The sequence below is a fragment of the Streptomyces sp. NPDC056600 genome (assembly GCF_042792855.1).
Classification (GTDB): domain Bacteria; phylum Actinomycetota; class Actinomycetes; order Streptomycetales; family Streptomycetaceae; genus Streptomyces.
In genome coordinates this window covers 25,875-38,591 of the sequence record NZ_JBHTVQ010000037.1, presented here as the reverse complement: position 1 = coordinate 38,591, position 12,717 = coordinate 25,875, and the positions used below count along the sequence as shown (strand labels likewise).

General features: G+C 74.2%; 12 protein-coding genes. 6 read left to right on the top strand and 6 right to left on the bottom strand.

Annotation, left to right across the window (positions count from 1 at the left end):
- Positions 1-92 precede the first annotated feature (92 nt).
- Complete coding sequence (locus tag ACFRAV_RS19100; RefSeq protein ID WP_382557036.1) at positions 93-1,898, top strand: cellulose binding domain-containing protein; 1,806 nt, start codon at positions 93-95, stop codon at positions 1,896-1,898.
- 111 nt (positions 1,899-2,009) lie between these two features.
- On the opposite strand, the gene ACFRAV_RS19095 is transcribed toward ACFRAV_RS19100, so the two are convergent.
- From ACFRAV_RS19095 to ACFRAV_RS19085, 3 genes are all read right to left on the bottom strand, one after another.
- Complete coding sequence (locus tag ACFRAV_RS19095) at positions 2,010-2,447, bottom strand: glutaredoxin domain-containing protein (RefSeq protein ID WP_382557034.1); 438 nt, start codon at positions 2,445-2,447, stop codon at positions 2,010-2,012.
- A 182-nt stretch (positions 2,448-2,629) separates the two neighbouring features.
- The gene (locus ACFRAV_RS19090) at positions 2,630-3,841 is read right to left on the bottom strand and encodes a cellulose-binding domain-containing protein (RefSeq protein WP_382557033.1); all 1,212 of its coding nucleotides are present in this window, start codon (positions 3,839-3,841) and stop codon (positions 2,630-2,632) included.
- Positions 3,842-4,051: 210 nt separating this feature from the next.
- On the bottom strand, positions 4,052-4,564 hold the full coding sequence (locus ACFRAV_RS19085; protein WP_382557030.1) for a hypothetical protein: 513 nt from the start codon (positions 4,562-4,564) through the stop codon (positions 4,052-4,054).
- Positions 4,565-4,750: 186 nt separating this feature from the next.
- Here ACFRAV_RS19085 and ACFRAV_RS19080 point away from each other — a divergent pair, with 186 nt between their 5' ends.
- Complete coding sequence (locus ACFRAV_RS19080; protein WP_382557028.1) at positions 4,751-6,127, top strand: MFS transporter; 1,377 nt, start codon at positions 4,751-4,753, stop codon at positions 6,125-6,127.
- 33 nt (positions 6,128-6,160) lie between these two features.
- Here the strand turns inward: ACFRAV_RS19080 and ACFRAV_RS19075 are convergent, their stop codons facing one another.
- Positions 6,161-6,616 carry a DUF2000 family protein gene (locus ACFRAV_RS19075; protein ID WP_382557027.1) on the bottom strand — a complete coding sequence of 152 codons (456 nt, stop codon included), beginning with the start codon at positions 6,614-6,616 and terminating at the stop codon, positions 6,161-6,163.
- A gap of 49 nt (positions 6,617-6,665) precedes the next feature.
- Here ACFRAV_RS19075 and ACFRAV_RS19070 point away from each other — a divergent pair, with 49 nt between their 5' ends.
- From ACFRAV_RS19070 to ACFRAV_RS19060, 3 genes are all read left to right on the top strand, one after another.
- A complete protein-coding gene (locus tag ACFRAV_RS19070; RefSeq protein ID WP_382557025.1) occupies positions 6,666-7,484 on the top strand; it encodes an AraC family transcriptional regulator in 819 nt (272 codons plus the stop codon).
- A 121-nt stretch (positions 7,485-7,605) separates the two neighbouring features.
- Positions 7,606-8,292: a LysE family translocator gene (locus ACFRAV_RS19065; protein ID WP_382557022.1), complete on the top strand. Its 687-nt coding sequence runs from the start codon at positions 7,606-7,608 to the stop codon at positions 8,290-8,292.
- Positions 8,293-8,391: 99 nt separating this feature from the next.
- A complete protein-coding gene (locus tag ACFRAV_RS19060) occupies positions 8,392-9,075 on the top strand; it encodes an HAD family hydrolase (RefSeq protein WP_382557020.1) in 684 nt (227 codons plus the stop codon).
- A 53-nt stretch (positions 9,076-9,128) separates the two neighbouring features.
- Here the strand turns inward: ACFRAV_RS19060 and ACFRAV_RS19055 are convergent, their stop codons facing one another.
- A complete protein-coding gene (locus ACFRAV_RS19055) occupies positions 9,129-10,547 on the bottom strand; it encodes a sulfatase (RefSeq protein WP_382557018.1) in 1,419 nt (472 codons plus the stop codon).
- Positions 10,548-10,833: 286 nt separating this feature from the next.
- Complete coding sequence (locus tag ACFRAV_RS19050; protein ID WP_382557016.1) at positions 10,834-10,929, bottom strand: putative leader peptide; 96 nt, start codon at positions 10,927-10,929, stop codon at positions 10,834-10,836.
- An 836-nt stretch (positions 10,930-11,765) separates the two neighbouring features.
- Here ACFRAV_RS19050 and ACFRAV_RS19045 point away from each other — a divergent pair.
- Positions 11,766-12,704, top strand: a complete 939-nt coding sequence (locus ACFRAV_RS19045; protein ID WP_382557013.1) for a pentapeptide repeat-containing protein — start codon at positions 11,766-11,768, stop codon at positions 12,702-12,704.
- Positions 12,705-12,717 lie beyond the last annotated feature (13 nt).

Below are 12,717 nucleotides of genomic sequence, written 5' to 3'. Positions count from 1 at the left end.
AGGAGCTCCACCGGGCCGGAGCGCACCGTCCCCCCACCTGGCGCGCCCATGGGCCACCCCTGCCCGGCCGTGCGCCCTCCTTTGGAGGTTCTATGCGCTTACACCTGCAACGGCCCTGGGCGTGGGCCGTGGCCGCGCTCGCCGCGACCGTCATCCTGGTGCTGACCGCCCTCGATCCGCGGGCCGACGCCGCGATCCGGGCCGACACCACCGCCGCCGCGGCCGCTGCCGCCGCGGCCGTCGAGGACGAGGGCGCCGACTGCGTCGTCGGGAGCACGCCGGCCGGTTCGGACGCCAAGCTGCCCGACCCGTTCAAGCGGATCGACGGCACCCGCGTCACCAGCAAGACCGACTGGCGCTGCCGCCGCGCGGAGATCAGGGAGCTGGCCGAGCGCACCGTCTACGGCCAGAAGCCGGCGAAGCCCACCGTGTCCGGCACGGTCTCCTCCAGCAGCATCACGGTGAACGTGTCGGACCAGGGCCGCAGCGCCGGCTTCTCGGCCAAGGTCGAACTGCCCAGCGGCAGCGGTCCGTTCCCCGCCGTGATCGTCGTCGGCGGGCTCGGCGCGGACACCGCCACGATCAAGGCCGCGGGCGCGGCCGTCATCAGCTACGACCCGCTCGCGGTCGGCCGCGAGGGCACCGCCCGCACCAACAAGCAGGGCGCCTTCTACACGCTCTACGGCAACACCAGCTCCACGGGCCTGCTGATGGCCTGGTCGTGGGGCGTCAGCCGGATCATCGACGTCGTCCAGCAGTCGGGCGCCGGCGTACTGAAGGGCGACGCGCTGGGGGTCACCGGCTGTTCCCGGTACGGCAAGGGCGCCTTCGTGGCGGGCGCGTTCGACCAGCGGATCGCCCTGACCATGCCCGTCGAGTCGGGCACCGGCGGCGCGCCGATCCTGCGCGGGGTCAACGGTGAGAGCGGGGCCCAGTCGTTGAGCAGCGCGTACGGCGAACAGCCCTGGCTGGGGGACGCGTTCAGCTCGTACACCTCGAGCCCGAACAACCTGCCGGTGGACACCCACGAGATGATCGGCATGATCGCTCCGCGCGGCCTGTTCGTCATGGAGAACCCGCACGTCGACTGGCTGTCCGCCAAGTCCGGCAGCGTGGCCGCGCTGGGCGGCGCGGAGGTCTACCGGGCGCTCGGCGCCCAGAGTTCGATCTCCTACTGGTCCGACGTCCAGGACGGCACCCACTGCGCCACCCGGTCCGAGTGGCGCACGCCGATGACGCAGAGCATCAACGCCTTCCTGAAGAACTCGGGTTCCGGGCCGGGCGTCTTCCGGATCGCCGGGTCCAAGGCCGGGAGCCTGTCGGGCTGGCGGGACTGGACGACTCCGACGCTCGCCGACGGCGGCACGTCCGGAGGGACCAGCGCGGGCACCACCAGCGGGACCACCTCCGGCACGACCTCGGGGACCACCTCCGGCACCACGTCGGGAGCGACCTCCGGCACCACGTCGGGAACGACGACAGGCGGCACGGCCGGCGGGACGACCACGGGCACCACGTCCGGCACGACATCAGGCACGACGGCCGGGACCACGTCCGGCACCACGGGGAGTACGGGAAGCACCGGCGGCACGCCGGGCACGGGCTGCTCGGCCACGCACCGCACGGTCAGCTCGTGGAACGGCGGTCACCAGGGTGAGGTGACCGTCCGGAACAGCGGCACCGCCACGGTGAGCGGCTGGTCCGTCGGCATGACCCTCGGTTCCGGCCAGAGCATCGCCAGCCTGTGGAACGGCGTCAACACCGGGACCAGCGGCGCGGTGACGGTCCGGAACATGGCGTGGAACGGCACGCTGGCCGCCGGGGCCACCGTCACGTTCGGCTACACGGTCGGCGGCGGCACCACGGCTCCGTCCAACCTGACCTGCACCGCTTCCTGACGCCTCTCCCCCACGGCCCGCACGCCGCCCCGCCCCCGGCATCCGCACCGCCGGGGGGCGGGGCGGCCCCGGCGATGCGGGGGCGTGCTCGAGGAGTTGAGGAGGAGGAGTTCAGGAGGAGCGGGAGAGCTGCGCGCGCACCCAGGCCGGATCGGGGTTGGTGTGCGGCCGGCCCGCCACGACGACGGTCGGCACCGTCTCGTCGCCGTCGTTGGCCTCCCGCACCGCCGCCGCGGCGGCCGGGTCGCGCCAGATGTCGACCCAGTGCAGACGGCCGGCGCTGGTGCCGAGGCGGATCCGGAGCCGCAGGCAGTAGGTGCAGCCCGGGCGCCAGTAGACGATCGGCCGTCCGTCGGCCGCGCTCCGGCGCTGCGCCTCGGCCGCGTCGAGCGACCGCGGGAAGACCAGGGGCGAGAGGAGACCACCGAGGAGGACGAACAGCAGCAGGAAGACGGCGGCCTCTACGGGCTCCCCTCGAAACGCCCGGGGAGCGGCGAGGGCGACACCGCAGAGGACGCACACCATCGACAGGATCCAGGGGCGCAGCATGGCGCGAGCCTAGCGGGGCGCCTCGACGCGCCGTCACCGGGCCTACCGGCGACGCCAAGGACCCGTGCCCGCTGGGAGAACGGCCCCGGCCCCCCTGCGGTCGCCCGCCGGAGGGCCGGGGCCCGGGCGGCGCGGGTCAGCGGTTCCGCGCCGTCCGGGTGGAAGGGGCGAGCGGGCCCCTGTCAGCAGGTGACCTCCGAGCGGCTGACGGCCACGTCGTCGAACCACAGGGTGTCGTCGCCGACGCCGTAGCTCTCCCAGCCGAGCCGCAGGCCGGTCGGCCGCGGGGCGGTGGTGCGGGACAGCCACTGCTGGTCGATGTCGCCGGTGGGGACGCCGTCGGCGTGCAGACCCGGCACCTGCTCGCTGCCCAGCCAGGTGTCGAGGTTGCCGTTGGAGGTGTCGATCTTGAACCGCAGGCACTGCCAGCTGCCGGTCGGCAGGGCCCGGCTCTGGGCGACGCCGTTGGGGCTCTGGGCGGGCAGCGTCGCGTCGTCGATCTCACGGTTCCACTGCAGGGCGCTGTTCTGGCCGCCGACGCGCAGGGTCTTGCCGCCCTGGGAGCTGTCGGGCATGGAGACGAAGGAGACGTGGGCGGCGGGCAGCGCGGTGGTGTGCCGGACCCACATCTTGACCCACATCACGGGGCCCACCGAGGCGATGTCCTTGGTGGTGGCGAGGAAGGCGTGGTTGCAGTAACCGGCCTTGCCGTCGACGCGGACCGACTTGCTGCCGCTGTGCGCGACCGAGCTGTCGACGCTGACCTTGCCGGCGCCCTGGCAGTCGGGGGCCTCGAGCTTCCAGTTCCCGGCGGGGGTCGAACCGCTCTGGTCCTCGAACCCGTCGCAGATCACCGCGCCGCCGCAGCCGCCGCCCGGCGGGTTGGTCGGGGGCTGGGAGGTGGTGGGGGGCGTCGTGGGAGGCGTCGTGGTCGGGGTGCCGGGGTCGGTCGGTGTCACGGTGCCGTTGCAGGCGACGCCGTTGAGCGCGAAGCTGCTGGGCGTGGGGTTGGAGGACTGGTAGCTGCCCTGCAGGCCGAACTCGGCGGAGCCGCCGGTGGCCAGGTTGCCGTTCCAGCCGGAGCCCACGGCGGTGACGTTCTGCCCGCTCTGGGTCACCGTGGCGTTCCAGGCGGAGGTCACCTTCTGGTCGCCGCCGTACGTCCAGGTCAGACGCCAGCCCGTGACGGCGGAGCCGAGGTTGGTGACCTTGACGGCGGCGGTGTAGCCGCCGGTCCACTGGTTGACCGTGTAGTCGACCCGGCAGCCGGAGTCCGCGGCGTTGCTGCTGGGGGCGGTGACCAGGGCCACGAGGAGAAGACCGACGGCGGCGAAGGCCGCCAGGAACGCCGAGGCCAGGGGGCGTCGGCGTAATCGGGTGGGGTGAGTGCGCACGTGTTCCTCCGTGGGGGTGCGGGTGTGGGGGTGCAGGAGTGATGGGAGCGCTCCCATCACATCTCAGCGACTCCGCACCTGCCCTGTCAACGCATGCGCCGGGCATCTTCTCGTCAAGATTGCCGTTGACGCGATCCCGTTCTGCGACGCCGTCCGGTGGCACGGCTCGCCGCACCGAGGCGCGCGGCGAGCCGGCCGGGCGGCTCCGTCTCACTCGGCGAGCGGCTGGATGACGAGCTTGAACTCGGCGAAGGTGAGGTTGATCGGGCCGGGGGCGTTGTGGGCGACCCGCACGGCGAGCGGGACGCCGGGATTGCAGACGATGCCCCACACCTTGACCCAGTACTCGCCGCCGATGGTGGGCGCTCGGTGCTCGGTCGCCGTGGTGTCGACCGGGCCGGCCAACTCCAGCGGGTCGCGCGCGAACTGGTCGCGGTACTCGGTGGCGCCGGTGCTCTCGGCCCACTGGAGCATGGCGTACAGCTGACCCCAGCCGCGCACCGACGGCCAGATCAGCCCCGAACGGTCGTCGGACGCCCAGTCGGTCACCGTGCGGCCGTCGGGCTGCGCGGCCTGGTGCATCCCGTGGGGGTCGGTGGACTCGGCGGACCCGAACGGGAACCGGACGATCCGGTAGGTCGGGCCCGGCTGGATGCGCTGGGGGGTGCTCACCTTGAGCGACGACAGATGGACGCCGGGGCCTGCTGGGTCGCTGGCGGGCATGGGGCGGGCTCCCTTCACCGGAGGCTGTGCTGGCTCGGTCTCCGTCAGATCAACTGCCCTGCTGCGTTCAGGTTATGGCCTGGGCGGGCCCCGGCCGACCCCCTCCGTACGCCTGCCGTCGCGGCGGCGACGGCCGTACGCTCTGCCGGGTGGGTGGTGCGGGCAACCGGCGGGAAGGGGCGCCGCGTGGGCTGGGTGGGAGGGCGGGTCCTGCGTGACCGCGAGGTGGCGTTCTACCTGGGCGGTGTCGTGGTCTCGGGCTTCGGCAGTTCGGTCATGGCGCTGGCGGCCGGGGTGTGGGCGAAGTCGCTGACCGGGTCGGACAGTCTGGCGGCGCTGACCACCTTCTGCGTGTGGGCTCCTCTGCTGGCCGGTCCGCTGATCGGCACGGTGGCGGACCGGGTACGGCGCCGGCCGCTGCTGGTCCTGGTCAACCTCGGGATGGGCCTGACCCTGTTGCCCCTCCTCGGGGTGGACGAAAAGGACGACGTCGCGCTCCTGTTCGTCGTACTGACGCTGTACGGCGTCGGCACGGTGCTGCTGGACGCCGCGGAGGCCGCCCTGGTGGCCGCCGCCGTGCCGGAGCCGCTGCGCGGCGACTTCAACGGTCTGCGGATGACGGCGAACGAAGGCATGAAACTGGTGGCGCCGCTGGTCGGCGCGGGACTGTTCGTGCGGTTCGGTGGCGCCGCGGTGGTCCTGCTGGACGCCGCCACCTTCGTGCTGGCCGCCGCGGCGTTCGCCCTCATGCGGGTCTCCGAGCCCGCTCCTTCCCCCTCCGGCGCCCGGCACCGGGTCTCGGACGTCACCGAGGGGATGCGCGGCCTGTGGGCTCGTCCCGCCCCGCGGCGTCTGGTCCTGGCCGGGGCGGCGACCATGGGTGTGGCCGGGCTGAACGGGGCGGCGGTGTACGCCGTCGTCGACGCCGGACTGCACCGGGAACCCGCCTTCGCCGGGGTGCTGTACGCGGTGCAGGGCTGTGGCTCCGTGCTCAGCGGACTGTGCGCCGGTGCTCTGCTGCGGCGTGTGCCCGAGCGGGTGTTCGCGGCGGCGGGCATCGCGCTGTTCGCGCTGGGCATCGGCCTGCGGGTCGTCCCGTCGGTGCCGGTCTCGCTGCTGGCCTCCGCGCTGGTGGGCGCGGGTCTGCCCTGCGTACTGATCGCCGCGATGACAGCCGTGCAGCGGGAGATCCCGGCCGAGCTGCTGGGCAGGTCGGCGGCCACGGCGAACACGTTGTTGTTCGCGCCGAACGCCCTGGCGCTGGCGGCGGGGGCGGGTCTGCTCCCCCTGGTCGACCACCGCGTCCTGCTGCTCGCGGCGGCAGCGGCGGGGGCGTGCGCCGCTGCCGCGTGCTTCCTCGGCCGCGGCGCACGACCGGACGCCGCCGGGTCGGCGCCGCCCTCGGTTCTGGACCCGGAGGCAGCCGAGGACCCGGAAGCGGCCCTGGACCCGGAGGCACAACTGGCCCCGGAAGCGGCCGAGGACCCGGAGGCGGCCGAGGACGTCGGGGCGCGGGCCACGAAGGCCGAGGCGGGCCCCCCGGAGCACCAGGGCCTTCGCTGACCGCGCCCCTCGCCCGCCGCCGGCGCCCTCGCGTCAGGGATGCATCCGCGCTCCCTTGAGCACCTTGTCCACCGCGTTGCGGGGTCCGTACACCGCGAGGCCGACGAGGTCCAGGTCGGCGCGCGGGACGGCACGGACCGCGGCGCGGTTGTCGTGGTCGTTGCCGGTGGCGAAGAGGTCGGAGGTGAAGACGGCGCGGGGCAGGTCCCGGGAGAGGGCGCGGCCGTGCGCTGCGGTCATGGTCTCCTTGGCGGCCTCGAAGACCAGGACGGGCTGGCGGAACATGGGCAGGTAGGGCGTGCCGTCGGCGTCGGCGTAGGGCTCGCCGACGACCTCGGGCAGCTCGGTCCCCAGCCCGCTGACGAGGAACGCCGTCACGTTCAGGCGCTGCCAGGGCGCGAGGTCGTTGCGCAGCAGGACAGCGATCTTGGTGTCGAAGCGGGCGGGCGGGGCGGTGGTGACGCCGGTCGTCGTCGTGTCGGATCTCATGGTGCGAGCGTGCCCGCCGGGCCTTCGTACCGTCTTGTACGTTCTTGGCATGCAGGTACCGACGGGCCCGGAGGTGACCGCGTGGCGGCCGGGGATCCCGGGCGTCGTCGAGGTGTTCCACGCCCGGTTCGCGGAGCACGCGTATCCGATGCACGTGCACGACGCGTGGACGCTGCTGATCGTCGACGACGGCGCCGTGCGGTACGACCTCGACCGGCACCGGGGGCGCGGCACGCCGCGGGACGTGGTCTCGCTGCTGCCGCCGCACGTCGCGCACAACGGGGCGCCGGCGACGCCGCGGGGCTTCCGCAAGCGGGTCGTGTACCTGGACCTGAGCGTGCTGGACGCGAGCCTGATCGGACCGGCGGTCGACGGCCCCGATCTGCGCGAGCCGGTGCTGCGGCGTCGGGTGGGGCAGTTGCACGCGACGCTGGGCCGGTGCGGTGACGAGCTGGAGGCGGAGAGTCGGCTGCGGTTGATCGCCGAGCGGCTGCGCGGGCATCTGGGGCCGCCCCGGGCCTCCACGGCGCCGCCGGTCACCGGGGCCGCCGCCCGGGGCGTCGCGCACCGGCTGCGGGAACTCCTCGACGAGCGGACGGTGGAGGGCGTCACGCTGGACGAGGCGGCGCGGCTGGTCCACGCGCACCCCACCCATCTGGTGCGGGCCTTCGGGGCGGCGTTCGGAATCGCGCCGCACCAGTACCTGACGGCCCGTCGGGTGGAGCGGGCCAGGCGGCTCCTGCTGGACGGCCGACCCGCCGCCCAGGTCGCGGTCGCGGCGGGCTTCCACGACCAGTCCCATCTGACCCGGCACTTCCGGCGTCACCTCGGTGTCACCCCGGGCCGGTACGGACGAGGGCGGGCCTGATCCGGTGAGGAGTGGTCCGTCGGGCGACAGCGACCCCGAGGCACGCCCGAACTCACGAATCCTGCCCGATATCGGGCAGAAAACTGGAGGTACGAGCACCGCGCCTCTAGGGTGAGCGCCCATGATCGCTGTAGACGCCCTGTGGACCTTCACGGTGATGGTGGGACTGCTCACCCTCACGCCCGGACTGGACACCGCGCTCGTCCTGCGCACCGCCGCGATCGGCCACCGTCGCCGCGCCTGGGGCGTGGTCCTCGGCATCCAGAGCGGGACGCTCGCCTGGGGCGTGTTCACCTCGCTCGGGGTCACCGCGCTGCTCACGGCGTCCGAAGTCGCCTACCGGACCCTCCGCTGGGCCGGGGCCGCGTACCTGGTGTGGACGGGGGCCAGGATGCTGTGGGCCACCCGACGGCCCGGCGGCGCGACGGCCGTCCGCACCAGGACACAGACGGGGCGGGAGACCGCGCACGGAGCCGGCACGTCGGCCGACGCCGGGGCGCCCGAGCGGGACACGCTCTCCGGCGGCTGGCGTCAGGGCGCGGCGACCAACCTCCTGAACCCGAAGGTCGGCGCCTTCTACGTGGCGTTGCTTCCGCAGTTCATCCCCGCCGACGCTCCGCACCTGGCCGCGGGGGTGTTGCTCACCGGGGTGCACATCCTGCTGGGGGTGCTCTGGGCGTGTGCGCTGATCGCTCTCGCCCACACGGTCCGGCACCAGTTGCAGCGGCCCGTGGTACGCCGCCGGCTCGACCGCGTCACCGGTGCGGTCGTCGCCGTCTTCGGCGTGCGGCTGGCCCTGCAGGACTGATGCGCGGACGACGTCGTCCGCCCCTTCCCTCGCCCCTTCCCCTTCGCAGTCCCGGTCCTGTCGTCGACAGGACCGGGAACCGCCTCGAGAGGACGTCCCATGATCCCTGGCCCCCTGCCCCCGGCCCCCGAGGCCGTGGTCTTCGACTGCGACGGCCTGCTGGTCGACACGGAGAGCTGCTGGAGCATCGTCGAGTCGGCCGTCTTCGCGGAGCACGGGCACCCGTTCGGGCCCGAGCAGAAGGCGTTGGTCGTCGGCCGGACCGTGGAGGCGGCGGCGGAGGTCATGGCCGAGTACTTCGGCCGGCCCGGCGCCGGTCCGCACCTGGTTACCGAACTGCTGTCGCGCGTACGGGCGGAACTGGCGCGGGGCGCCGCCCCTCTCCCGGGGGCGGCGGAACTGGTGCGGGCCTGCCGAGCGGCCGGGCCGGTCGCCGTGGCGAGCAACAGTCCGCGGGAACTGGTGGACGCCGCGCTGGAGTCCTCAGGCCTGGCGCGGTACTTCGAGCACTCCTTCGCGGCCGACGAGGTGCCCTCCCCCAAGCCCGCCCCGGACCTCTACCTCGCGGCGTGCGAGGCGCTCGGGGCCGCCCCCGAGGCCTGTGTCGCCTTCGAGGACTCGGCCACGGGCGCCCGGGCGGCACGCGCCGCCGGACTGTTCGTCGCGGTCGTCCCGTCCCTGCCCGGGACCGCCCTCCCCCATGACTGGCTGGGCGCGGCCCTCGACGACCCCGGGCTGCTCCGCTGGGCCCGCGACCTGCCGCGCCGGGAGACGCCCCGCTGACGCGGCGTCCGCCGGGGCGGGCCCTCCCGCGGCGGCGGGAGGGCCCGCCGGGCTCAGGAGGCGTAGGGCAGCAGCTCCGCGTCGGTCCTCTCCCAGGCGGCCCGCAACTCCGCGAGCAGTTCCGGCCGTTGCCTGGCGAGGTCCGCCTGCTCCCGCTGGTCGGCGGCCAGGTCGAACAGGTGGTCCTTGCCCGCCGCGTCCCGGTAGTACTTCCAGTCACCGCGGCGCAGCGCCCGGTTGCCGCGGACCCGCCAGAACAGGTCGCGTTCGGGTACCTGCTCGCCGCGCAGCAGGTACCCGGCGAAACTGTGGCCGTCCAGGGGGTGGGCCGGGTCGGGCCGGGCGCCGCCGAGCTCCAGCAGCGTCGCCGTCCAGTCCGGGGAGTAGACCGGCTCGTGGCTGACCTGACGTGCGTCGATCCGGTCCGGCCAGCGCAGGATGGTCGGCACCCGGATGCCGCCCTCGAGCAGCTCCGACTTGGCGCCGCTCAGCGGCCACTGGTAGGAGAAGCGCTCGCCGCCGTTGTCGCTGGCGAAGACGACGAGGGTGTTCTTCTCCTGGCCGGAGCGGCGCAGCGCGTCGAGCACCTTGCCCACCGAGGCGTCGAGGTTCTCGACCATCTCCCGGTACTTCTCCACGGAACCGCCGTCGTCGTGGCGCAGTCCGCCGAGGACGTCTCCGGCACGGATCCGGTCGGCGATCTCCGCGGCGGCCTCCTCGTCGTCCTCACCGATCCACGGCCAGTGCGGGGTGGTGAAGTTGAGGTTCAGCAGCCAGGGGCTGTCGTGGTCGCGGCCGACGTAGTCGACGGCGCGCTCGGTGAGAACGGTGGTGTAGTAGCGGAGGTCCTTGTAGGTGGCGTCGCCCTCGTACAGGTCGTAGTCGCCGAGCTGGCCCAGCTTGGAGAAGTACTCCAGCGCGCCGCCGAAGTTGCCGAAGAACTCGTCCCAGCCCGACCGGGTGGGGCTGTAGTCCGGCAGCCAGCCGCAGTGCCACTTGCCGATCAGCGCGGTGGCGTAGCCGGCCTTCTTCAGCAGGGACGCGAGGGTGGGGTGGTGGGGGTCCAGGCCCTGGGACCGGTTGCCGATGGGCTCGGCCAGGCCGCCCTTGGTGCGGCCCGGGTAGCGGCCGGTGTAGAGGCTGAAGCGGGTGGGTGAGCAGGTGGCCGAGCCGGAGTACGCGTTGGTGAAGCGCACGCCCTGCGCGGCGAGCCGGTCCAGATGGGGCGTCCTGATGTGCGGGGCTCCGTAGACGGACAGGTCGGCCCAGCCGAGGTCGTCCCCCAGGATGAACAGGATGTTGGGCCGTCTGCCCGAGCCGTGTCCGGAGCGTGCCCGGAACGGTCGCTCGACGGGTGAATCCGCCGCGGGGGCGGCGGGGGCTGCCTCGGCGGTGACGGTGGTGCCGGCGACGGCGCCGACCGCGCCCGCGCCGACCAGGCCGCCGAAGAGACGACGGGATATTTCAGGCATGCCGATTCCTCAGGACGGCGCGCCCGTGGATGAGGGCGCGACAGGGTGAAGGGGGAAGGGGGAGAACGCGGGGTGTGGTGAACTCCGGCCCAGAGAGGCGGAGTCACCGACCTCGGAGCGCAGCGGGTCGGCGGGACGCGAGGACTCGTCGCGTGAGCGGCCTCATCGCCGACGCCGGGACGGGCGGTCCCGACAGACGTGGAGGTGGGTCGTCGCGCCGGTCGCGGCATGCGGACCGGACCACTGCGGCAGGCGGCTGGGGCACCGGGAGACGGGCCCCGGAGGGTCAGCGACAGATGGCGCTGGACTGGCGGCACAGGTCGACGTGACGGCGCGCTACGAGCGCGACGATCGCCTGTGGATCAGCAGTCTTGGGCCTCATGGGCAGGGACGATGCCAGGGGGCGGTGGACGCGTCAACCTGGTGTCCGGTCCATGGGACGGGCCGCTCCGCGCGGTTCTGACCACCGATCAGGCGTGGCGGGACGCGTCCGGAGGGTGCGGGACCGGTCTGAGAGGATGGCGACGACTCCCCCGGGCGCCACCGCCGTGCACGCGGGAGGCGTTCGTCGATCGACAGGGGTGAGCGGTGTCCGCACAGCACGGTAGGTCCGCGTCCGGGGATGGGCGCGAACGGGCGCCCGTCGGCGGCGGTGACGGACGGACGCGTCCCGGCCGCCCGGCAGGCCGCGACAGGCCGGCGGCCCCCGCGGCACGTGGGCGTGACGGAGCCGGGTCGTCGGAGGGCCGAGGCCGGAGCGGCGGGCCGCGCGGGGGCGCCGCCGAGGGCAGACGCCCCCCGGAGGGCACGAGGGAACAACGAGGCGGGGACGCGGGAGCGGGCGGAGAACGACGGGCGGGCAGGGAACGGCCGCAGGAGCGGCAGGTGGACACCGGGCAGAGCCGGGAGCGGCGGGCGGGCACCGGGCCGCGCCAGAAGCCCAGGCCCGACACGGAACCGCGCCGGAAACCGCGGCCGGACACCGGACAGCGACCGAACCCCCAGCCCGACACCAGGCTCAGCCGGCAGCCCGGACCGGACGCCGAACGGACGAAGAAACCCCGGCCGGACACCGCGCCGGGCGAGAGGTCCGGAACGCGGGCGGGACAAGGGCAGAAGCCCCGGCCCGACGTGAAGCAGCGCCGGAAGCCGCGGTCCCGTGTCCCTCGCGCGGAGCGAGCCGCACGGGCGGACCTCGCGCCCACGCGCGAAGGCGCCGTGCCGAACCGTCCGGCCCCCGCGGCCCACGTGGGGTACACGGACCTCCCGGCCCACCAGCCCCACGGCGCCGGCCCGGAGCAGGCGAACCGCACCGCCCGGGCCGTCGGCCCGGAGCAGGCGAACCGCACGGCGCTCGCAGTCGGCCAGGACCTCCGGGCCGACTGCGCCAACTGCTTCGGACTGTGTTGTGCGGCCCTGCCCTTCGCCCGGTCCGCCGACTTCGCCGTGGACAAGCCCGCGGGGCAGCCGTGCTCCCACCTTCGGCGCGATTTCCGCTGCGGCATCCACACGCGGCTGCGCGACTCGGGGTACCAGGGGTGCACCGTCTTCGACTGCTTCGGGGCCGGGCAGAAGGTCTCCCAGATCACCTTCGGCGGCGTGGACTGGCGACGGGCGCCGGAGACCGCCCGGTCGATGTTCGAGGTCTTCCCGGTGATGCGGCAACTGCAGGAGCTCCTGCGTCACCTCACGGAGGCCCTCGGCCTCGCGGCCGCACGTCCTGTGCACGAGGAGTTGCGCACGGCGCGGTCCCGGGTCGACGCCCTGACCCGCGGCACCGCCAAGTCGATCACCACCTTGGACGTCAACGCGTTGCGCGGCGAGGTGAACCCGCTGCTGCTGCGGGCGAGCGAGCTGGTCCGCGCCGGCGTCCCGGGTCGCCCGCGCGACCACCGCGGCGCGGACCTGATGGGCGCCAGGCTGGCCGCCGCCGACCTCAGGGGCGCGAGCCTGCGCGGCGCCCTGCTCGTCGCCGCCGACCTCGGCGGGGCGGACCTGAGGGAGGCGGACCTGATCGGGGCGGACCTGCGCGACGCCGACCTGCGCGGCGCGGACCTGACCGGTGCTCTGTTCCTCACCCAGGCCCAGCTCGACGCCGCGAGAGGCGACGCGGCCACCCGGCTGCCGCCGGCTCTTCGCAGGCCCGCGCACTGGTAGCGCTCGCGCGCCG